Source organism: Micromonospora sp. CPCC 206061, from assembly GCF_036906915.1.
In the GTDB taxonomy this organism is placed as follows: domain Bacteria; phylum Actinomycetota; class Actinomycetes; order Mycobacteriales; family Micromonosporaceae; genus Phytohabitans.
This window is the reverse complement of the sequence record NZ_JBAKHX010000039.1, coordinates 1-20,785: the sequence shown is the minus strand read 5'-3', so window position 1 is coordinate 20,785 and position 20,785 is coordinate 1. Positions and strand designations below refer to the sequence as shown.

Annotated in this window: 17 protein-coding genes and 1 pseudogene; 9 read left to right on the top strand and 9 right to left on the bottom strand. The window is 71.6% G+C overall.

From position 1 onward, the window contains the following. Positions 1–39: 39 nt before the first annotated feature. Positions 40–286, bottom strand: a pseudogene (locus V6V89_RS24200) (hypothetical protein); the annotation flags it as partial. A gap of 10 nt (positions 287–296) precedes the next feature. Beyond that, positions 297–740, bottom strand: coding sequence for an SRPBCC family protein (locus V6V89_RS24195; protein ID WP_334621583.1), 444 nt, complete (start codon positions 738–740; stop codon positions 297–299). A 94-nt stretch (positions 741–834) separates the two neighbouring features. Here V6V89_RS24195 and V6V89_RS24190 point away from each other — a divergent pair, with 94 nt between their 5' ends. The 3 genes from V6V89_RS24190 to V6V89_RS24180 are packed head-to-tail and all read left to right on the top strand — an operon-like array spanning position 835 to position 4,985. Further along, a complete protein-coding gene (locus tag V6V89_RS24190; protein WP_334621641.1) occupies positions 835–2,631 on the top strand; it encodes an AMP-dependent synthetase/ligase in 1,797 nt (598 codons plus the stop codon). 31 nt (positions 2,632–2,662) lie between these two features. Beyond that, complete coding sequence (locus tag V6V89_RS24185) at positions 2,663–4,303, top strand: sensor histidine kinase (protein WP_334621640.1); 1,641 nt, start codon at positions 2,663–2,665, stop codon at positions 4,301–4,303. A gap of 7 nt (positions 4,304–4,310) precedes the next feature. Continuing rightward, a complete protein-coding gene (locus V6V89_RS24180; protein ID WP_334621582.1) occupies positions 4,311–4,985 on the top strand; it encodes a response regulator transcription factor in 675 nt (224 codons plus the stop codon). 58 nt (positions 4,986–5,043) lie between these two features. Here the strand turns inward: V6V89_RS24180 and V6V89_RS24175 are convergent, their stop codons facing one another. Then, positions 5,044–5,445 carry a DUF4395 domain-containing protein gene (locus V6V89_RS24175; protein ID WP_334621581.1) on the bottom strand — a complete coding sequence of 134 codons (402 nt, stop codon included), beginning with the start codon at positions 5,443–5,445 and terminating at the stop codon, positions 5,044–5,046. A 116-nt stretch (positions 5,446–5,561) separates the two neighbouring features. After that, on the bottom strand, positions 5,562–6,011 hold the full coding sequence (locus V6V89_RS24170; protein ID WP_334621580.1) for a TlpA family protein disulfide reductase: 450 nt from the start codon (positions 6,009–6,011) through the stop codon (positions 5,562–5,564). A gap of 211 nt (positions 6,012–6,222) precedes the next feature. On the opposite strand from V6V89_RS24170, the gene V6V89_RS24165 reads away from it, so the two are divergent. Both V6V89_RS24165 and V6V89_RS24160 read left to right on the top strand, forming a co-directional pair. Further along, positions 6,223–7,029 (top strand): SAM-dependent methyltransferase, encoded by an 807-nt coding sequence (locus tag V6V89_RS24165; protein WP_334621578.1) that lies wholly within the window; start codon positions 6,223–6,225, stop codon positions 7,027–7,029. Positions 7,030–7,133: 104 nt separating this feature from the next. After that, complete coding sequence (locus tag V6V89_RS24160; RefSeq protein ID WP_334621639.1) at positions 7,134–8,804, top strand: putative bifunctional diguanylate cyclase/phosphodiesterase; 1,671 nt, start codon at positions 7,134–7,136, stop codon at positions 8,802–8,804. Here the strand turns inward: V6V89_RS24160 and V6V89_RS24155 are convergent. The 5 genes from V6V89_RS24155 to V6V89_RS24135 all read right to left on the bottom strand — a co-directional run bounded on the left by V6V89_RS24155 (position 8,778) and on the right by V6V89_RS24135 (position 15,358). After that, positions 8,778–10,676, bottom strand: coding sequence for an ABC transporter ATP-binding protein (locus tag V6V89_RS24155; RefSeq protein ID WP_334621577.1), 1,899 nt, complete (start codon positions 10,674–10,676; stop codon positions 8,778–8,780). The genes V6V89_RS24160 and V6V89_RS24155 overlap by 27 nt on opposite strands. A gap of 246 nt (positions 10,677–10,922) precedes the next feature. Then, on the bottom strand, positions 10,923–12,029 hold the full coding sequence (locus V6V89_RS24150; RefSeq protein ID WP_334621576.1) for a glycosyltransferase family 4 protein: 1,107 nt from the start codon (positions 12,027–12,029) through the stop codon (positions 10,923–10,925). Positions 12,030–12,039: 10 nt separating this feature from the next. Further along, entirely contained in the window at positions 12,040–13,296 is a 1,257-nt protein-coding gene (locus V6V89_RS24145) for a M48 family metallopeptidase (RefSeq protein WP_334621574.1), read from the bottom strand. A gap of 18 nt (positions 13,297–13,314) precedes the next feature. Next, positions 13,315–13,542, bottom strand: a complete 228-nt coding sequence (locus tag V6V89_RS24140) for a hypothetical protein (protein WP_334621572.1) — start codon at positions 13,540–13,542, stop codon at positions 13,315–13,317. Between the two features lie 457 nt (positions 13,543–13,999). Further along, positions 14,000–15,358 (bottom strand): NYN domain-containing protein, encoded by a 1,359-nt coding sequence (locus V6V89_RS24135; protein ID WP_334621571.1) that lies wholly within the window; start codon positions 15,356–15,358, stop codon positions 14,000–14,002. Positions 15,359–15,507: 149 nt separating this feature from the next. Between V6V89_RS24135 and V6V89_RS24130 the strand changes: the two genes are divergently transcribed. The 4 genes from V6V89_RS24130 (at position 15,508) to V6V89_RS24115 (ending at position 20,559) form a co-directional block, all read left to right on the top strand. Next, positions 15,508–17,250 (top strand): DEDD exonuclease domain-containing protein, encoded by a 1,743-nt coding sequence (locus tag V6V89_RS24130; protein WP_442935205.1) that lies wholly within the window; start codon positions 15,508–15,510, stop codon positions 17,248–17,250. Between the two features lie 104 nt (positions 17,251–17,354). Further along, a complete protein-coding gene (locus V6V89_RS24125) occupies positions 17,355–19,115 on the top strand; it encodes a RelA/SpoT family protein (protein ID WP_334621569.1) in 1,761 nt (586 codons plus the stop codon). Between the two features lie 59 nt (positions 19,116–19,174). After that, positions 19,175–19,678, top strand: a complete 504-nt coding sequence (locus V6V89_RS24120; protein ID WP_334621638.1) for an NUDIX hydrolase — start codon at positions 19,175–19,177, stop codon at positions 19,676–19,678. Next, entirely contained in the window at positions 19,675–20,559 is an 885-nt protein-coding gene (locus V6V89_RS24115; RefSeq protein ID WP_334621568.1) for a nucleotidyltransferase family protein, read from the top strand. The genes V6V89_RS24120 and V6V89_RS24115 overlap by 4 nt, the downstream gene beginning before the upstream one ends. Positions 20,560–20,785 lie beyond the last annotated feature (226 nt).

The following is a 20,785-nucleotide window of genomic DNA, read 5'->3' as shown; positions in this document are numbered from 1 at the left end:
CCTGGTCAGAGGGCGGGGCAGGCGGGGGCGGCTCGGACAGCGAGCGCAGCAGGCTCGCCACCCCGGCCGCGAAGTCGCCCGCACCGGTGGCCAGGCGCTCCGCGAAGTCGGGGCTCGGGTCGCGCACCGACGCGACGACCCGGCATATCGGGCAGACGCAGCATTCGGGGTCACCGGTGGCGAACTGCCCGCCGAAGAACGACCGACCCGAGGACAGCGCCGCCAGAGCGGTCGCTACCAGCCGCTCGGCCTCCTCGCGGGCCGACGCCGGCTCGTCCACACGCATGGGGTACCCCCTAACCGGCCTCTACCCGCCGCTTGAGCTGCTTCAATGCCGTATCCATGATCATCTTCTCGGCCTTGCGACGGAACATCCCCAACATGCCGACGGCCAGTTCCACCGAGAGGGTGTACGTGACGGTCGTGGTGCCATCGCCGTTGTCGTCGATGTCGTACGACCCGGACTGCGACTTCTGCATCTTCGAGGGCTCGACGAGGCTCCACTCGATACGCGAGATGTCTTCGGCGTACTCGTAGGCCAGCGTGTACTCGTCGGCCAGTACCCCGGCGTCGAGCGTGAACCGCACCTGGCTCGCGTACCCGTCTTCGTACTCCTCGAGCACCTCGACGCGCTTGAGCGCCTCGGTCCACTCGGGGTAGCTCGCGAAGTCGGAGATCACCGCGGCTACCCGCTCGGCGGGCGCGGCGATGACGATCGACTGGGTGGAGGAGTCCGCCATGCTGGGCAGGCTACCCGTACCGGGCGCTCCGCCAGCGATCTGGTCGCGATAGGTTGCTCAAAGCACAAACGTAAGGAGCGCTGTGCCCACAAAGATACGCGAGTTCTCCGTCCCGCCGGTCGTCACGATCGGCGACAGCGCCAACCTCACCGACCCCGTGTGGGACAACGCCGCCGAGGCGCCGGACGCGGTCCAGTTCGCCCGGCGCGCCAGGACCGGGTGGGTCGACGTCACCTGCGCGCAGTTCCGCGACGAGGTGATCGCCCTGGCCCGCGGCCTGATCGCCGCCGGCATCCAGCCGGGCGACCGGGTGGGTCTGATGAGCCGCACCCGGTACGAGTGGACGCTCATCGACTACGCCATCTGGGCGGCCGGCGCGGTGACCGTACCGATCTACGAGACGTCGAGCGCCGAGCAGGTGGCGTGGATCCTGTCCGACTCGGGCGCGGTGGCCTGCGTGGTCGAGACCAGCGCCCACGCCCTGCTGGTTAGCGGCATCCGCGACGGGCTGACCGAGCTGCGCGAGGTGTGGCAGATCGAGCTCGACGACCTCGACCGGCTCCGCGAGCACGGCGCCTCCGTCGCGGCCGACGAGGTCGAGGCGCGCCGGCGGGCCACCGGCGCCGGCGCGACCGCCACGATCATCTACACCAGCGGCACCACCGGCCGGCCGAAGGGCTGCGTGCTGACCCACCGCAACCTGTACGCGGACGTAGCCAACGCCCTCCCCGGGCTCTCGCACATCCTCCGCGAGGGCGCGTCGACGCTGCTGTTCCTGCCGTTGGCGCACTCGTTCGCCCGGCTGATCCAGATCGGCGTGGTCTGCGCCCGGGCCAAGATGGGCCACACGGCCGACATCAAGAACCTGGTGCCCGAGCTCCAGACGTTCCAGCCGACCTTCGTGCTCTCCGTGCCCCGGGTCTTCGAAAAGGTGTACAACACCGCCAAGCAGCGGGCACACGCCGACGGCAAGGGCGCGATCTTCGACCGTGCCGAGGCGGTCGCCATCGCGTACAGCGAGGCCGTGGACTCCCGCGGCGGGCCCGGCCTCGCGCTCAAGCTCCAGCACGCGCTCTTCGACCGCCTGGTGTACGGCAAGCTGCGCGCCGCCCTCGGCGGGCAGTGCCGCGACGCCATCTCGGGCGGAGCGCCGCTGGGGGCGCGGCTCGCGCACTTCTTCCGGGGCATCGGGATCACGGTCCTGGAGGGGTACGGGCTGACCGAGACCTCGCCGGCGGTGGCGGTCAACCTCCAGAACGCCGCGCGAATCGGCACCGTCGGGCGACCCCTGCCCGGTGTGACCGTCCGCATCGCCGACGACGGCGAGATCCTGATCAAGGGTGACCTGGTCTTCCAGCGGTACTGGAACAACCCGGACGCGACCGCGGAGGCGCTCCAGGACGACGGCTGGTACCACAGCGGCGACATCGGGGAGCTCGACGGCGACGGCTTCCTCACCATCACGGGCCGCAAGAAGGAGATCATCGTGACCGCCGGGGGCAAGAACGTCGCTCCCGCCGTGCTCGAAGACCGGCTCCGCGCGCACCCGCTGATCAGCCAGTGCGTGGTTGTTGGTGACCGGCAGCCGTTCATCGCCGCCCTGGTCACCATCGACGAGGAGGCGTGGCCCAAGTGGCTGGCGGCCAACGGCCACCCCGAGACCGCCACCGTGGGCGAACTGCGCGAGGACGCGGCCCTGCGTGCCGAGGTCCAGGGCGCGGTCGACGAGGCCAACCGTGCCGTGTCCGGCGCCGAGGCCATCAAGGTCTTCCGGGTACTCCCCCAGGACTTCACCGAGGCGACCGGCGAGCTGACGCCGTCCCTGAAGGTCAAACGCAACGTGGTCCACAAGACGTATGCCGACGAGATCGCCGCGATCTACGGAGGCTGACGTGACCCATCCACTGGCGCTGGCGGCGCGGCTGATCGTCCTCGCGCTGGTGGCTGTGCTAACGCTCATCACCACCGAAGACGTCGGCCAGTTGCGCTGGATCGCACTGCTCGCGCTGGCCGCCGTCCCGGCGGTGGTCGCTCCCGAGCACCGGTGGCTGGCGCCGATCGGCCGCTTCGCCGAGGTGATCGTCGTGGGGCTGGCCGCGAGCGCGATCGCCGCCGCCGCCAGCTTCGAAGACACGCTCAACCCGGGCCTCGGCGCCTCGGCGATCCTGCCGTACCTCGCGGTGCCCCTCACCGTCGCGGCGCTGCACCGGCGCGCGCGGGAAGGGGGCGCGCTGCTCGCCGTGGCCGCGGCGACGCTGGCGCTCGGCGGGCTGGTCACCAACGACGACGGCCGGCGCCAGATCACCGAGGTCGGATACCTGGTGGTGTCGGCGCAGTGGCTGATCCTCGCCGCGGTCGGCACGGTCGCCGCCGGCACCCTACAGCGCGTCATGCAGGCCCGCGGAGAGCCCAAACCCCAGCCGTACGCCGAGGCAACCCGCCTGCTCACCCAGCTGCGCAGCGTGGCACGGCAGCTTCCCGGCGCCACCCTCGACCCGGGCGGCATCGCCGAGCACCTCTTGGAGGATCTGCGGGCGGTGGCCCGGGCCGACCGCGCGGCCGTGCTCACCGCGAGCGGGGGCGGGCGGCTGGTCGTCCTGGCCCAGTCCGGAGCGGACCGGGTCGACTGGGAGACGACGCTCGACGCCGACTCGGCGATCGCCGACGCGTGGGCGAGCCAGCAGCCGCAGACCGCCCACCGCTCGCAGGCGCGGTCCCGCCGGGCGGGCGACGTTTCGGCCCTGGTGGTCCCCCTTGTGGCGGGTGTACGCACTGTCGGATTAGTGACTCTGGAAGCTGACGTCACGGGGGCGTACCCGTCTTCCGTGGTCGCCAGCGTGACCGCCCTGACGGGCCCCGCGGCCCTGCGTCTGGAGGCCGCCCTGCTCTTCGACGAGGTGCGCTCGCTCGCCACGAACGAGGAGCGGCAGCGCCTCGCACGCGAGATTCACGACGGCGTCGCGCAGGAGCTCGTCATGGTCGGATACGGCATCGACAACGCTCTCGCGACCCTCCCGGAGGGCGCCGACGAGACCTCGGAAGAGCTGCGCTCGCTGCGCGCCGAGGTCACCCGCGTCATCACTGAGCTGCGACTTAGCCTTTTCGAGCTGCGCAGCGAGGTCGACCGGCACGGTGGGCTGGCGGCGGCGATCGCGGAGTACGCGCGGCAGGTCGGCGCCTCCGCGGGGCTGCGCGTGCACTACACCCTGGACGAGTCGACGGCCCGCCTCCCGGCCGCCACGGAGGCGGAGCTTCTCCGCATCGCTCAGGAGGCGATCACCAACGCGCGCAAACACGCCGGCGCGGCGAATCTCTGGGTCACGTGTGCGGTCGATCCGCCATACGCTCAAATTGAAGTGTCGGATGACGGTCAGGGCATAGCTGACCAGCGGCCGGACGGGAGGTACGGTCTTGCGATCATGGCAGAGAGAGCGGAACGTATCCGGGGCCGGCTAGAGATCAGGCCACGCGACCCCAGCGGCACCACTGTTGCGGTAGTGCTGGGAACCTCGCCCCGACGCGATACGGTGCGCGATAGCGTGACAGCACCAGAAGGGGAGTAACCCGAGCATGACCACCAGCCCCACCACGCCGCCCGCGACGCGTACGAAGGTGCTTCTAGTCGATGACCACGACCTGATCCGCAAGGGTCTTCGGCACGCGTTCGAGCGCGACCGGCAGTTCGAGGTCGTGGGCGAGGCGGCGACAGCCGCCGAAGGGGTACGCCAGGCGGGCGCGCTCCAGCCCGACGTTGTGATCATGGACCTGCGGCTGCCCGACGGGAGCGGCCTGGAGGCGACCCGGGCACTGCGCAAGTCGAGCGCCACGATGGGCATCGTGGTCCTGACCATGTACGCCGGCGACGACCAGCTCTTCGGTGCGCTCGAGGCGGGGGCCAGCGCGTTCGTGCCCAAGACCGCCCCGGCAGACGAGGTCGTGGCCGCGGCCCGGCACGCCGCCTCCTCGCCGAGCGCGTTCACGGCCGCCGACCTCGCCGAGGCTATGAAGCGTCGCCTCGCGCCGTCGGGTCCGCAGCTGTCCCCACGCGAGGGCCAGGTGTTGCGCCTGCTCGCCGACGGCATGAGTGTGGCCGGCATCGCCAAGCAGCTGTTCGTCAGCGAGTCGACGGCCAAGACGCACATCTCGAAGCTGTACGAGAAGCTCGGCGCCGCCAACCGCGCGCAAGCCCTGATGACCGCGCTGCGGCTCGGCCTGCTCGAAGCGCCCGACGCGCCGAAGTTCTAGCCCTAACACGCTCAAGGCGTCCCTCAAGTTGGTTCCAACGACTTGAAGGACGCCTTGATCATGGAGTGGTCCGGCGCAGCGCCAGGTACGCCTCGCAGCCCAGGCACAGCCCGAACGCCGCGTTGAGAAACGCGGCCGCAAGCGCGAACGCGGTCATCACGACACCGAGCACGGTCGCGCCGGCCAGGAAGCCGACCGCGGCCACGAGCGTGAACACCAGCCCGACCGCCTGCGCGAAACGCACCGGGGCGACCGGCTCCCACTCGGTGGGGCGACCCAACCGCGGCGCCACGAGCGCGCGGAACAGCAGGCCGTAAGGCCCGCGCCGGGGATCGGCGGCGGTGACGGCGAAGACCGCCGCCTGCGCGAGGGCCAGCCAGCCTGAGCCGGTAATCAGGACGAGGACGAGGACGACGACGGTCAGGGCCGCGGCGAAGCGCGGACCGCGTGGATCGAGCATGAAAGGGCCTTTCGGGTACAGGGTGACTGCTGGGCCTGGTGCGTTTCAGGCGCGACAGAGGCTCGCCGCCAGCCGCCCGTGGTCCACGGCGCGGCGGCGAGTCAACAGCGGTCGCCTCATGCCGCCGGCTCCAGAAGCGGAGCCAGCGCGGCGATGACCTGGCCCTTGGCGGGCACACCCGAGGCCCGCTGGACGATCCGGCCGGTGCGGTCGACGACCAGCACGGTGGGGGTACGCCAGATGCCCAACTCGCGGACGGCCTCAAGGTGGCTCTCGGCGTCGACCTCGATGTGGCGTACCCCGTCAAGGGTTTGTGCGACGTCGGCGCACACGCGCCGGACGGCCCGGCACGGTGCGCAGAACGCGGAAGAGAACTGGAGCAGCGTGGCCGGCGTGCCCGCCTCGACGCCGAGCGCGGCGAGCGCCGGGTGTCCCGCCTCGGCGGGCTCGGCGGGTGCGGCAGGCTCGGCGCGCAAGCGGCCGTCGCGGGCGCGGCGCCAGAGCCCGAACGCGGTCGCGGCGACGATCGTCACCCCGGCCACGCCCAGTCCCGTCAGCGCCCCCATGTCCATATCCACCACGGTGACATGTGCCCCGCCGTAATGACCATGATGTCCCGCCGGCTGGGCGAACCTCACACTGGCCGATCACGGCGTACGCTGCCGGTTACGGCCGGCGCATAGCGTCCGGTCTGGATGGCCGGGCATACGACGGGCAGAATGGCGGCGACCCACCAGGGAGCCACCAAACACCCGGCCACGGGCAGAAGGGACGGGCATGCGACGTCCGGACTGGGCACCGGAAAGCATCGATATCGAGCGCCCAAGTGTCGCCCGCATGTATGACTACTACCTCGGCGGGTCGCACAACTTCGCGGTGGACCGCGCCGCCGCGCAGGCGCTCATCGCCGCCATCCCCGAGGCTCCCCTGATGGCCCAGGCCAACCGGGCGTTCCTGCGCCGCACAGTGCGATACCTCGTCGAGGCGGGCGTCCGGCAGTTCCTCGACATCGGCTCCGGCATCCCGACGGTCGGCAACGTGCACGAGATCGCCCAGGAGGTCGCCCCGGACGCCCGCGTGGCGTACGTCGACGTCGACCCGGTCGCGGTCGCGCACAGCCGGGAGATCCTGTCCGGCAACGACCAGGCAGTGGTGATCCAGGAGGACATCCGGCACCCGGAGCGCATCCTCGACCACCCCGACATACACAAGCTGATCAATTTCGACCAGCCGGTGGCGCTGATGATCGTGGCTGTTCTGCACTTCGTATCGGACGACGCCCAGCCCGCACACATCGTCAAGACCCTCCGCCGTCCGCTGGTGCCCGGCAGCTACCTGGTGCTGTCGCAGGCGAGCCACGAAGGGCGCAGCGACGAGGAGCGGGAGCAGGCGATCGCCATCTACGAACAGACCGACAGCCCGCTGGCGTACCGCGGGCGCGACGAGGTGGCACAGTTCTTCCACGGCTTCGAGATGGTCGAGCCGGGGCTGGTCTGGGTGCCCGAGTGGCGCCCAGACACACCAGAGAGCGCGGAGGACGCCGAGCGTGCCGTCTACATCGGTGGCGTGGGCAGGCTGACGTGAACGGGCCGTCCGACTCCGCGCCGGCCCGTGGCACGCTCGCCGCCCGGGCCGGATACGCCACATTCGCGCGAGCCTGGGCCAAGGCGATCACGGGCACCAGCTACATGCCGGTCACCCAGGCCGAGCTGGAGGCGTTCCTGGAGAGCCTCACCGTGCGGCTGGTCGACGCGCTCTTCGCCGAGCCGTTCAGCCTGCGACATGGATACCAGATCGGCGCCGACCTGGTGGCCGCGCACATCGCCTCCGCCGAGGGCCTGGGCCGCACGATCGAGGTCATCGACCTGCGGCTGCTGCGCGACCTCGGGCTGTCCGGCGACGATGTGCGCGACCGGATGGCGCGGGTGCTGGGCACGGTCGCGATCGGGTACGCCCGCGCGCTACGCGACCGCACGCTGGACGAGCAGGAGTCGATCCGGCGAGCCGCGCTGGTGGCCCGCGAGCAGGCCGAGCACGCCCTACGGGAGAGCGAGGCGCGCTTCCGGCACCAAGCCACCCACGACCCGCTCACCGACCTGCCCAACCGCACGCTCTTCACCGAACGCCTCGACGCCGTCTTCGGCCGGCAGGGCACGGGCCGCCGGCTCGGCCTGTGCTTCGTCGACCTCGACGGCTTCAAGATGGTCAACGACACGCTCGGCCACCACGTCGGCGACCTGCTCCTCGTCTCGGTCGCCGACCGCCTCCGCCGCGGCCTCGGCACCCACCTGGTGGCCCGGATGGGCGGCGATGAGTTCGTCATCCTCGTCGAAGACACCACCTGCACCGACGACGTGCTCAAGGTCGCCGACGCGGCGCTCGCCGCCATCACCGAGCCGTCCACTGTCGACGGTCACGAGCTGCGGGTGTCCGCCAGCGTCGGCATCGTCGAGCGACCGGTCGAGGGCACCAGCCCGCGCGAGGTCATGCGCGACGCCGACATCACGCTGCACTGGGCCAAGACCGCCGGCAAGGGCCGGTGGGCGCTGTTCGACGCAGGCCGCAACCAGCGCGAGCTGACCCGGTACGCGCTGTCGTCGGCGATGCCGTCCGCGCTCGACCGTGGCGAGTTCTGCCTCGACTACCAGCCACTCGTGTCGCTCACCGACGGCGCCCTGCTGGGCGTCGAGGCCCTGGTGCGGTGGCGCCACCCGCAGCTCGGCGTGCTGCGCCCAGACCACTTCATCGGGCTGGCCGAGGAGACCGGGCTGATCGTGCGGCTGGGCAGTTGGGTGCTCGCCGAGGCGTGCCGTCAGGCCCGGCGGTGGGCCGACTTGAGCCCGACCGCGCCGTTCGTGAGCGTCAACCTCGCCGTCCGGCAGGTGCGCGAGCCCGAGCTCGTCGACGAGGTCACCGCCCTGCTCCAGGAGCACAGCCTGCCGCCCGACCGGCTCCAGCTGGAGATCACCGAAAGCGCGATGATGAGCACCGCCGACGAGTCGGTGGGCGCGCTGCGCTCGCTGGCCGACCTCGGAGTACGGGTCGCGATCGACGACTTCGGCACGGGGTACTCGAACCTCGCGTACCTGAGCAAGCTGCCGGTGTGCGAGTTGAAGGTGGCCGGCTCGTTCGTGGAAGGGCTGCGCGCGCCCGCCGCCGACCCAGCCAGCCTCACCGACGAGCGCATCCTCGCCACGCTCGTGTCGCTGGCGCACACCCTCGACCTCACCGTCACCGCCGAGGGCGTCGAGACCGCCAACCAGGCCGACCGGCTCCGGGCGATCGGCTGCGACGCCGCGCAGGGCTGGCACTTCGGCCGACCCGGCTCGCCGTCACACGTCGAGGCCCTCCTCCTCTAGCGCGGCCGTCTGGTAGGCGCTGGCCTGCAACGTGAAGAGGCTGGCGTAGGTGCCGTCGCGCGCCATCAGCTCGTCGTGCGAACCCTCCTCGATCAGCGCGCCGTGGTCGAGCACGTAGATCCGGTCCGCCTCGCGCACGCTCGCCAGCCGGTGCGTGATCAACACGACGGTGCGGCCGGCGGCCAGCTCGCGCAGGCGGCGGTACACCCGGTGCTCAGCGCGCGGGTCGAGGTTGGCGGTCGGCTCGTCGCAGATCAGCAGCGCCGCGTCCCGGTAGAACGCCCGGCTCACCGCCAGCCGCTGCCACTGCCCGCCGGACAGGTCCGCGCCGTCCGTGAAGTGCCGCGACAGCAGTGTGTCGTACCCGCGGGTCAACTCCACGATGAACTCATGCGCGTCGCCCCGCTCGGCGGCCGCCTCCACGGTGGACTGTTCCGCCGGTCGCTCGTACCGGCCGATGCTGATGTTGTCGCGCGCGGAGAGCGGCCACCGCGTCGGTTCCTGCATGACCACCGCGACCTGATCGCGGACGCTGACCGGGTCGACGCCCGCGAGGTCGACGCCGTCCCAGAAAACGGTGCCGCGGTCGGGGTGGTAGAGGCCGGCCAGGAGCCGGGCGAGCGTCGACTTGCCCGAGCCGTTCTCCCCCACCAGGGCGATCGTCTCGCCACATCGGACGGTCAGCGACACGTCACGTACCGCCGGGCGCTCGGCACCCGGGTACGCGAACGTGACGCCCCGCAGCTCGATCCGGTCCGGGCCGAGCGGGGCCCGCTGTGGCGGCGCCGCCTCGGCCCGCTCCTGCGCCAGTGCGCAGAACCCCTCGTAGTCGCTGAAGTACAGGCCCTGCTCGTAGAGGTGGTTGACGGAGAAGGCCACCTGGGTCAGCCGCTCGATGCCGGTGCTGATCGCGTACGCCGCCGCGCCGCCGACTGCGAGATCCATCCGGCCGGTCAGCAGCAGGGCGAGCAGAGCGGCGTACGTCAGGCCGGTCGCCACACTGCCCAGCGCGGTGCCGACCAGGTTGGTGCGCACCTGCCGGGTGGAGACCTTCATGTACTCCCGGGTCGCCACATCGAGCAACCGCCGCACCTCGGCGAGCAGGTACCGCCGGACCGTGAACGCGCGCACCTCCGGCGCCGGCTCACGCTCTGCGAGCAGGTTCGAGAGCATCCACTTGCGCCGCCACACCGCCACCAGGCGCAGCTCCTGCCAGTACCCCAACCGCGCCGCCCGCACCGCCGCCCAGCCCCGCGGCACCACCGCCAGCACCAGCAGCGGCAGCAGCACCGGATGCAGTACCGCCAGCACACTTCCGACCGCCGCCAGGCCGATCAGGTTCGTAGCCAGCTCGGTGCCATGGTCGACGATCCGCTGGGCGGCGTCGATCCCCCGGTCGCGGGCCCGCTGCATGGCGTCCCGCCAGTCCGGGTCGTCGAACGTGGCCAGGTCGACCCTGGTGGTGAGGTCGAGCAGCTCCATCTCGGCGGCCTGCAGCACCTGCGGCGACAGCCGTCCCTGCGCCGCCGTGGCCGCCGACGTAAGCAGCGTCTTCAAGGCTCCCGCAACCACCATGACGAGCAACGACGGCACGGCCGCGCGGATCCGGTCGGGCGTCGGGCCGGCCCGCAACAGTCCATCCAGGACACCGACGACGCTGACGAGACTCACGGCGCTCGCGACACCGCCCGCGACCTGGAAACCAACCAGAGCCAGGGTGGTGCCGGGGCTGGCGCGCCAGGCCAGCCGCCAGGCTTGGGCCAGCAGGCTCGGGAGGCGCCGCAGCATCCGCCAGAACGTGGCGTTGGCGGCTTCCGCGGTGGCGGTCAACCAGTACGGCACCTTCAGCTCGTCGTCCGAGGGCGACTCCATGCCTTCCTTCGTACGGCACGACGCCCCATACCGTCCAAGCCTTTCCCGCCCCCACCGCACCCACCCGCCGCGCCCGCCCAGCCGCCACGCCCGCCCCGCCGCGCCGCCGCCCCCGCCGGCGCGCCCGCGCGCTGCGTCCCCTTCCGTCGATCAAGGGCGAATGCACGTGGTTCGATCTCTTTTCCACGTGCGTTTGCCCTTGATCGATGGAAACGGCCTTGATCGACGGCCTCGCCGCGCGCCGGGTCAGGGGTTGAGAAGCTCCGACAAGTGGGTCGCCTGCGTTTCCCAGCGCCATTCGCGCTCCACCCAGGCGCGGCCCGCTTCACCCATCCGGGTGGCCAAGGCGCGGTCCGACAGCAAGGTAGCCACGCGGTCGGCGATCCGCGGGATGTCGCGGCCGTCCACCACGTATCCCGTCTCGCCCTCGCGGACCGCATCGGGCGCGCCGCCCGAGTCGCCGGCCACCACAGGCAGCCCGCTCGCGGACGCCTCCAGATAGACGATGCCGAGGCCCTCCACGTCGAGGCCGGCGTTGCGGGTGCGGCACGGCATCGCGAAGACGTCACCGGCGGCGTAGTGCGCGGGCAGTTCCTCGTGCGGCACCGAACCCGTGAACACCACGCCCTCGCCAGCCATCTTCGCGAGGCGGGAACGGTGCGGCCCACCGCCGACCAGCAACAGCACCGCGTCTGGCACCCGACGCCGGATCAGCGGAAGGGCCCGGATCAACGCGTCCTGGCCCTTCCGAGGCACCAGCCGCGAGACGCAGACCACGACGGGCCGATCGCCGAGGCCGTGCCGGCGGCGGATCTCACCACCATCCACCCGGGGGTGGTACGCGTCGACGTCGACCCCCGGCGGAAGCCGGCGCAGCTCGGTGAGGCCGTGCAGCGCCCGGTCGAGGCGCACCCGCTGGTACTCCGTCAGGTAGGTCGTCACGTCGACGCCGCGCGCGATCCGGCGCAGCAGGCCCCGCGCGCCCGGCAGCGCCGCCCAGCCGATCTCGTGGCCGTGGGTGAGCGCCACCGCCCGCTCCACACCCGCCCGGCGGCGCAGCCCGGCGGCGAGCAGGCCGAGCGGGGCGGCGGCGCCGAACCACACCGAGTCACAGCCGTACGCCTTCGCCAGCTCGGCCGAGCGGCGCGCGGCCCGGCGGGTCGGCAGCAGGATCCCCGTCGACTCTCGGACCACCTCGAAGGGCTGCTCCGCGTCGAACTTGGCCGCGCCGCGCCAGGTCGACGCGTACACCACGAGCGAACCGGGCGGCTGCCGGATCGCGAGGTTGTGCACGAAGGACTGGATGCCGCCCGGCCGCGGCGGGAAATCGTTGGTGACCAGAAGCGTGGTCATGCGGGGTGTCTCATCGCTCTCCCCGGGCGTAGGCACGCGCCGCCGCCATCCGCTCCACCGTGGACGGATGCGAGGCGGAGTACAGGTATTCCCAGCGGGGCGGGTCTGGGTCGCCCAGGTTGACCGTGGAGAGACGACGCTGCATCGCCTCGAAGGTCGCCGGATCACCAGTCAGCTCGAGCGCGTGCTGGTCGGCGCGCGCCTCCACGCGCCTGGACACCAGGCTCTGCACCGGCGCGGAGGCCAGGCCCACCACCGACACGATCGCCACCATCAGGGCGAGTGCCCGTGGCTCGCCCATCGAGTCGACACCGGCCGCACGCAGCAGCCACCCCCAACCGCCCAGCACGTACAGGGCGATCACGGCCGCCGCCGCGCCGAGGGCACCGATCAGCGTGCCGGTGAAGACGTCGCGGTCTTTGGCGTGGCCGAGCTCGTGCGCCACCACGCTCGCGACCTCGGCGGGCGGCGCCTCGCGCAGGAGGGTGTCGTAGACGACGATGCGGCGGGTCGGGCCGAGCCCCGAGACGTACGCGTTGACCGCTCGGGTGCGACGCGACGCGTCGGCCACCAGCACGTCGCGCACCGGCACGCCGTCACGCTCGGCGAGCGCCATCAGCTCGGTGCGCTGCGGCCCGGGCTCCATCGGGGTGAACTTGTTGAAGACCGGCTCGATGAGCACCGGCACCACGAACGACAGCAGCACCACCAGGCCAGCCGCCCCTGCGGCGCCGAACGCCCACCACCAGCGCGGCGCGAACCGAGTGATCGTGTAGAAGCCGAGAAGCGCGACGGCGCCGATGACGGCGCTGACCGCGTAAGACTTGAGGACGTCGACGCCCCATCCGCTCCAGCTCTGCGTGGAGAGCCCGTATTTCACCATGACGGTGTGCCGCCAAGCCGCGAACGGAAGCGTGGCCAGCTCGGCGACCAGGACGATCGCGAGCCCGCCGACTAGGGCCCGCGCCACCCAGTGGTCGCCGAACGGGCGGCCGCCCAGCTCGACCAGGCGGGCGCCCAACGGGGTGAGCCCCAGGACCAGCGCCACCAGCAGGCCGACGGCCAGCGCACCGTACGAGCCAGGGCGCAGCGCCGCGTGGAATGCCCGGCCGCGGCTCACCTGAGCGGCCGGCAGGTCGCGCAGCGCCGCGAGCTGATCGGGGCGCGGCGCCGGCGGGCGGTGCCACGGCACGAGGAGCGCGGCGGCCACGAGGAGCGCGATGACAAGCCCGCCCAGTGCCACGACCGCCCAGAGCCTAGGGGTCATGCGAGCCGATACTAGTGGTCATGCCACGTGCCGCCTGCGGCGTCCACCGGGCATGAGCCGCAGCGGCGGCCGTGCCGGCTCGGAAATCACCTCGACCTCGAAGCCTGCGCGCGCGAACACCTCGATCGCCTGGCGCTCCGCCTCGGTGAGCTCGCCGTATCGCGGCGGCGTGTCGATCAGGGCGCTCACCAGGCACCCGCCACACGCGTTGCCCCGGACGGCGCAGCTGTCGCAATCGATAAGCATGCCCTGACGCTATGTGAGGGGTATGACAAAATCGCAACCCGGCAAGATCCATGTCCATCATCGCGTCGTGACCTGGTGGGACGCCGGGCCGGCGCGCAATGTCCCGGAACTTGCGGCATCGGACGCGGGTCGAGGCCACGACATCCCCGAAACCGCGCCCTCACCCGGACATGCCACGCCCACACCCGGTGGGCGTGGCGGCGACGGCGCGTGAGCGACGGCGATCAAGGCCATTCGCATCGATCAAGGCCGAATGCACGTGGAAATGAGATCAAACCACGTGCATTTGCCCTTGATCGACGTGCCGGGAGCGCGCTTCGCGCGCGACCCGCGCTCGGGGACGCGACCCGCGCTCGGGGGCGCGGCGTGTGCTCGGGGACGCGGCGTGTGCTCCGGGCGGGGTCGCGGTCCGGGCGGCGCGGGGCGCTTGGCATGGGGCGGAGCGGGGAGCAGGGGGTTAGGAGCGGGCTAGGCGGCGGAGTAGCGCGTCGGCGCCCAAGGGGTAGGCGCCGTGGCGGCGGACGCCGTCGGCTACCTCGCGGTCGGAGGAGACGACCACGACGGGGCGGCCCGTCGGCTCGGCGCGGACCAGGCGGCGGATCAGATCGTCGGCGGTTTCGCCCTTGCGGGAGAAGAGCACCCGCACGCCGCGCGGCGCCGGTGGCAGCCCGTGGACGCGTTCCGCCCCGTCGAACACCACAGTCACCTCGTCGCCGGTCTGGGCGGCGATCCCGCCGAGCCCGGTGATCAAGCGTTTGCGCTGCTGCTCCAGCGACATCTCACCGAACCCGCGCTTGGTCACGTTGTATCCGTCGACCATCAGATGCGCCCTGGGCAGGGCGAGCAGCTGGTCGAGGCGCGCCGGGTCGTCGGCGTCGAGCCCTCGGGAGCTTGACACGGACTCGGGCCGGTCGGCGTACGTGTCGGCCACGAAGTCGGCGGGGTTGCGTTCGGCTGGGTCGAGGGCCAGCTCGCGGCGCAGCCCCACGGCGGCGCGCCCGATCGTCTCCAGGAGCAGCCACAGCCGGGCGTCGTCGACAGCGCGCGTTTCCTTGGCGGTCGCTCGGACGCTGCCCGCGGCAGCCTCGGCTTCGGCAAGCTTCGCGCGTACCCGACGAAGCTCCGCGTCGTGGTCGGCGGCTGCGCGCGTGGCCCGGCCACGCTCGGTTGCCAGCATCTCGCTGGCCTTGCGCTCGCGCCCCTGGGTCTCGCGCAGCGACCGGGAGAGCTGGCGGGCCTCCTCGCGGAGTTGGCCGAGCTCTTCGCGGACCCTGGCCAGCTCGTCGCGGAGCTTGTCGGCCTCGACCTTGGCGACGGCGCGGTCGTGCTCGGCGCGGGTGGCGCGCTGCTCGGCCTCGCGGATCAGCTCGGTGACCATTGCGCTGTCGGCCTCGGCGCGGACTGCTTCACCGGCGGCTTCGACCAGGTCGCGCCAGTTTTGTGGGCGGGCGAGGTAAGCCAGGGCGGCCACCTCGACGGGGTCGGCGGCGGCCGGGCACACCCCTTCGAGCACGGCGACCCCCAGCTCACCGGCCTCGTCGAGGATCCGGCCGGTGACGCGCTGGCGGAAGAGCGGGTCGGCGGCTAGCTGGGCCGCGATGGCCTGGCCGCCGAGGCGGGCCCGCCGGTTGGGCGCGAACTTCGCCACCCGGCGCAGCGGCACGGGCAGCTCGTCGACCGGCACGCTGGGCAGGGCGGCGGCGGTCAGGGCGACGACGCGCTGCCGGACGGGCTCGGGAAGGATCGGCTCCGGCGCATGCGCCGCCGCCGCATCGTCACCGATGCGGTGGTCGTCGTGCGGAACCGGGTCCGACATCAGTCAAGTCTCCCACCACATGAGGCGTCGCTGCCCAGGTCCGATGACGATCTTTTCCCGATGGTGACCGGCGGGCCCCGCGAAAACGTCGAGTGACGCGGAGCGTTTCGTGGGGTGCCATGTCATACCTGAGTCTTAGTGTGCCGCGCGTGGCAGATGTGGAGTACGTCCAGGGCACCTTCGACACGCTGCTCGACGATCCTGGCGCCCTCTCGCTGCGGGAGACCACGTTCGTCGTGGTCGATCTTGAGACCACGGGCGCGGCGCCCGACGGCGGCGGGATCACGGAGATAGGGGCGGTCAAGGTCCGCGGCGGCGAGGAGCTGGGGGTACTCGCCACGCTGGTCAACCCGGGTACCTCGATACCGCCGTTCATCACCGTGCTGACCGGCATCACGCAGGCGATGCTCACCCCGGCGCCGCCGATCGAGGAGGTCCTGCCGAGCTTTCTGGAGTTCATCCACGGTGCCGTGCTGGTGGCGCACAACGCGGCATATGACGTGGGGTTCCTCAAGGCGGCGTGTGCCAAGCACGGGTATCCCTGGCCGCAGCCCAAGGTGCTCGACACGGTGGCGCTGGCCCGACGCGCCCTGGTCCGCGACGAGGTGCCCAACCACAAGCTCGGCACCCTGGCGACGTACTTTCGCACGCCCCGCCAGCCCAGCCACCGGGCGCTTGCCGACGCCGAGGCCACCGTCGACGTTCTGCACGCACTCATCGGGCGCCTGGGCAGCTACAAGGTGCACACCCTGGGCGACGCAATCGAGTTCGCCAAGGCAGTCACGCCCACGCAGCGGCGCAAGCGGCACCTCGCCGAGGGTCTGCCGCACGCGCCGGGGGTCTACATCTTCCGAGCCGCCGACGACCGGCCGCTCTACGTCGGCACGTCGGGCGACATCGCCACCCGGGTGCGCAGCTACTTCACCGCCGCCGAGAAGCGGGCCCGGATGTCGGAGATGCTGGCCGCCGCCGAGCGCGTCGAGGCCGTCGAGTGCGCGCACTCGCTGGAAGCCGAGGTGCGCGAGCTGCGGCTGATCGCCGCACACGCACCGCCGTACAACCGGCGGTCCAAGTACCCCGAACGCGCCGTGTGGCTCAAGCTCACCGCGGAGGCGTACCCGAGATTGTCTCTGGTCCGCGCGCTGGGTGAGCTCGACGGCGCCTATCTCGGGCCTTTCACCTCGCGCCGGGCGGCCGATCTGGCCGCCGCGGGGGTGCACGACGCGCTGCCGCTGCGCCCCTGCACGCTGCGGCTCTCCGCACGCACGACCACGCCGGCATGCGCGCTAGCTGAGCTGGGCAGATGCGCCGCGCCGTGCGAACACCGCATCTCTGTCGAGGAGTACGGCGAGCGCGCGGCCGCCCCGTTCGCGCGAGCCACGACCGGCGACCCGGCGCCGCTGGTCGACGCCCTCATGGCTCGCATCGAGGTGCTCTCCGACGCCCAGCGCTACGAGGAGGCCGCGGTCGTGCGGGCCCGGCTGGCCGCGGTTCTGCGTTCGACCGTGCGGCTCCAGCGGCTTGTCGGGCTGACCCAGATCGCCGAGTTGGCCGCCGCCCGGCGCGCCTCCGACGGCGGCTGGGAACTCGCCGTCGTGCGCCACGGGCGGCTCGCGGCGGCCGGCGTGTCGGCGCCCAAGGTGCATCCTCGGCCGGTCCTTGAGACACTCAAGGCGACGGCCGAGACGGTCCAGCCGGCACCCGGGCCGCTCCCGGCCGCTTCGGCGGAGGAGACCGAGCGGGTCCTCGCCTGGCTCGAACGGGCCGACACCCGGCTGGTCGAGACGTCGTCCGGCTGGGGGTCACCCGTCCGGGGGGCAGCTCGATACCGGAACCTGCTCACGCTGGCCGAAAGGGCATCTTCCGGTAAAGACTCGACCGAAAGCTCATGAGTAAGTAACCATTCGTACTACGGTTGCTCACATAGGCTGTTAGGCAAGTGCATTCCTGACAGCCAACGCCCGATTTCGGGGCCTTCGGTGAGGGAGGTGTCCGAGTGGACGTCGACGCCGGCCACGGCGCCGCACTTGGACGCGCGTTCTCAACCGACGTGAGCGACATGCCGTTCACCGCGCGGCTCCGCTCGTTGCTGTCCTGGCAGACGTCCGATGACGACCCGGTCACGACTCTCACCCGCACCCACCGCGCCATCCACCCGTACGCCGACGTCACGGTCCTGCGCCGCGGCTACGCCATCGCGGAAAACATGCACAGAGGACAGTTCCGCAAGAGCGGCGAGCCCTACATCACTCACCCGCTGGCGGTCGCGCAGATCTGCGCGGAGCTGGGCATGGACACCACCACGCTGGTCGCCGCCCTGCTGCACGACACGGTCGAAGACACGGCCTACACGCTGCAGGCGCTCGACGGCGACTTCGGCCCCGAGGTGGCGCACCTTGTCGACGGCGTGACCAAGTTCGACAAGGCGTACTACGGCAAGGCCGCCGAGGCCGAGACCATCCGAAAAATGATCATCGCGGCCGGCAAGGACGTACGTGTACTGATCATCAAGATGGCCGACCGTGTGCACAACATGCGCACCCTCGACGCCCGCTCCGCCGCCTCCCGGGCCCGCATCGCGCGGGCCACACAAGAGGTGCTGGTGCCGCTCTGCGACCGCCTCGGCATCCAGGCGCTCAAGCGCGAGCTCGACGATATCGTGCTGTACCACTTGCACACCGAGGAGTACGAGCGGATCGAGCGGCACGTGCGCAACCGGCCGCAGTGGGCCACCTACCTCGACAACGTCGTCGCCTGCGCCCGCACCGCCCTCAAGCGCAGCAAGGTCACCGCCGCGGTGGCGCCGCGCCCCCGGCACCTGTACTCGATCTGGAAAGACACAGTGGCCGGTGGGCACCGCGAGCCGTTCGACCTGCCCCGCATCGCGGTGGTGGTCGACGGGCCGGAGACCGACTGTTACGCCGCCCTCGGCGCGATCCACGGGCTTTGGCGGCCGGTGGCCGGGCGCTTCAAGGACTTCATCGCCTCGCCGAAAAACAACCTCTACCGCTCCCTACACACCACGGTGATCGGCCCCGACGACCGCAGCGTCGAGGTGCTGATCCGCACCGAGTCGATGCACCGCTCCGCCGAGTACGGCATCGCCGCCAGCTTCCGCTACCGCCGCCCCTCCGATCAGAGCGATCGGGCCCGCGCCGACGAGCTGGCCTGGCTACGGCGGGTGCTCGACTGGGAGCAGGAGACGTCCGACTCGGCCCAGTTCCTCGAATCGCTGCGCTGCGACCTCGCCGAGACGCAGATCCAGGTGTTCGCCGAAGGCCTCCAGGTGCTGTTGCCGGCTGGGGCGACCCCGGTCGACCTGGCGTATGAGCTGAGCACCGAGACAGGCGACCACTGCCTCGCCGCGAAGATCAACGGTCGCCTGGCGCCACTCGCCTCCGAGCTCGACGACGGCGACGTGGTCGAGCTCTTCACCGAAGACGGGCAGGAGCCGCAGCGCGAGTGGCTCACGTTCGTCAAGTCGCCGCACGCGCAGATGCAGATCAACCGGTGGTTCGCCGACCACCAGGAGCCGGGCATCAGCATCGCCGACAAGGTACGCCTCGGCCGCGCCACGATCGGCCTCACGCTTCGCAAGCACGATCGCGGCCTGGCCAGCGAGATGCCATTGCGCACGCTGGCCGACGACCTCGGATACCCCGATCTGGAAACCATGCTGGTGGCGATCGTCGACCGCACGATCTCCCCCGATGAGGTGGTCGAACAGCTCATCGCGCTGGTCGACCGTCGAGACTGAAGCTCTAGCCTGTGCTGGTGACTCTCCGCCGCTCTCCCCTGCGTGCCGTCGTCTACGGAATGTTCTATCGCCTGCCGCACCGGGTACGCCGGCGGATCGTACGGACCTTCGTCCCCAAGTACATCGTGGGCGCGGTGACCCTCGTACGCGACTCCGAAGCGGCCGCACCCGGCCGTCTCCTGCTGCTGCGGCAGCCGCCCGGCCGTGGCTGGGGACTCCCCGCTGGCCTGCTGCAACGCGCCGAGCCACCCGTCGTCGGGGCCGCGCGCGAGTTGGAGGAGGAGTCCGGTGTCGATCTCGATCCATCGGAGCTCGCACCGGCCGTGCCCAACGCCGTGGTGCACGCCAAGGGCTGGGTCGACATGGTCTTTGAAGCGTCGGTGCCCGCGTCCACAACCGAGCTCATTGTGGACGGTGCCGAGGTACTGGAAGCGGCGTGGCATCCGATCGACGACCTGCCCCGGCTGACGACCGCCACGGCGCGGCTGCTCGCCTATTACGGCATCGGGCCGCTGGCGGGCACGCCGGGGCCATGGGCGCCCGCGGACCCCGCGGACAGATGACCGCGCTCTGCGCGGTGGTGCTGGCCGCTGGTCAGGGCACGCGCCTTCGTCCGCTCACCGGGTACCGGCCAAAGGCGCTCTGCCCCGTCGGCAACGTGCCACTGCTCGACCGGGCTCTCGCACACGTGACCGCCCTGGGCATCGCCGGCCCGCCATCCGTCGCCGTCAACGCCTGCTACCTCGCCGAACAGATCGTCGAGCACGTCGGCGACCGGGCCCACGTCTCGGTCGAGCCCGGCGACCCGCTCGGCACCGCGGGCGGCATCGGCAACCTGCGAGAGTGGATCGACGGCCGCGGTGTGCTGGTGGGCAACGCCGACGCGTACCTCACCGGCGACATCGCACCGCTCCTGGCCGGCTGGGACGGCGAAAGCGTACGCCTGCTGGGCCGCTGGGCGCCCGACGAGCCGTACGGATTCAACGGTCACCAGTTCGCCGGGTTCTCGCTGCTGCCGTGGCGGTACGTGCGCGATCTTCGTCCGGAGCCCGGCGAACTGGTCAAGGCGGCGTGGCGACCCGCGGAAGCGGCCGGCGAGCTGACGGTCGTGACGTATGAGGGCACCTTCTTGGATACCGGCACGCCGGGCGACTACCTGGCGGCAAACCTCGACGCGGCCGGCTTCCGAAACCTTTTCGCAAATGGCGCGACCGTGACCGGCGCATGCGACCAGGCCGTGATCGGCGAGGGCGCCATCGTCCACGGCAGGGTGACCCGGGCCGTGGTCTGGCCCGGCGCCTATGTAGCCCCAAACGAACACCTGAGGGACGCGATCCGCACAGCCCCCGGCGTAACCGTCCCCGCTCCGCCTTCTCCCCTCGCCCTACGGCGGCCCGCGCCGCCTCCCCCTTCCGTCGATCAAGGCCAAACGCACGTGGTTTGATCTCTTTCCGCGTGCGTTTGCCCTTGATCGATGCGAATGCCCTTGATCGACGAGCCGTTGCCCGGCGTCAGTCGCGCTTGACCGAGGAGATGTCGCGGTCGTTCTCCGGCGGCTTCGCGGCTAGCGCACACGGCACGGCCCAGTCGGCGCGGCCCGGTCGGCGCGGCCCGGTCGGCGCGGCCCGGTCGGCGCGGCCCGGTCGGCGCGGCCCAGTCAGCGCGGTCGG

What these genes read in the sequence shown, in the direction of transcription:
- V6V89_RS24195 (WP_334621583.1), bottom strand. Translation starts at nt 740, where the DNA reads ATGGCGGACTCCTCCACCCAGTCGATCGTCATCGCCGCGCCCGCCGAG.
- V6V89_RS24180 (WP_334621582.1), top strand. Translation starts at nt 4,311, where the DNA reads ATGACCACCAGCCCCACCACGCCGCCCGCGACGCGTACGAAGGTGCTT.
- V6V89_RS24175 (WP_334621581.1), bottom strand. Translation starts at nt 5,445, where the DNA reads ATGCTCGATCCACGCGGTCCGCGCTTCGCCGCGGCCCTGACCGTCGTC.
- V6V89_RS24170 (WP_334621580.1), bottom strand. Translation starts at nt 6,011, where the DNA reads ATGGGGGCGCTGACGGGACTGGGCGTGGCCGGGGTGACGATCGTCGCC.
- V6V89_RS24165 (WP_334621578.1), top strand. Translation starts at nt 6,223, where the DNA reads ATGCGACGTCCGGACTGGGCACCGGAAAGCATCGATATCGAGCGCCCA.
- V6V89_RS24160 (WP_334621639.1), top strand. Translation starts at nt 7,134, where the DNA reads ATGCCGGTCACCCAGGCCGAGCTGGAGGCGTTCCTGGAGAGCCTCACC.
- V6V89_RS24155 (WP_334621577.1), bottom strand. Translation starts at nt 10,676, where the DNA reads ATGGAGTCGCCCTCGGACGACGAGCTGAAGGTGCCGTACTGGTTGACC.
- V6V89_RS24150 (WP_334621576.1), bottom strand. Translation starts at nt 12,029, where the DNA reads ATGACCACGCTTCTGGTCACCAACGATTTCCCGCCGCGGCCGGGCGGC.
- V6V89_RS24145 (WP_334621574.1), bottom strand. Translation starts at nt 13,296, where the DNA reads ATGACCCCTAGGCTCTGGGCGGTCGTGGCACTGGGCGGGCTTGTCATC.
- V6V89_RS24140 (WP_334621572.1), bottom strand. Translation starts at nt 13,542, where the DNA reads ATGCTTATCGATTGCGACAGCTGCGCCGTCCGGGGCAACGCGTGTGGC.
- V6V89_RS24135 (WP_334621571.1), bottom strand. Translation starts at nt 15,358, where the DNA reads ATGTCGGACCCGGTTCCGCACGACGACCACCGCATCGGTGACGATGCG.
- V6V89_RS24120 (WP_334621638.1), top strand. Translation starts at nt 19,175, where the DNA reads ATGTTCTATCGCCTGCCGCACCGGGTACGCCGGCGGATCGTACGGACC.
- V6V89_RS24115 (WP_334621568.1), top strand. Translation starts at nt 19,675, where the DNA reads ATGACCGCGCTCTGCGCGGTGGTGCTGGCCGCTGGTCAGGGCACGCGC.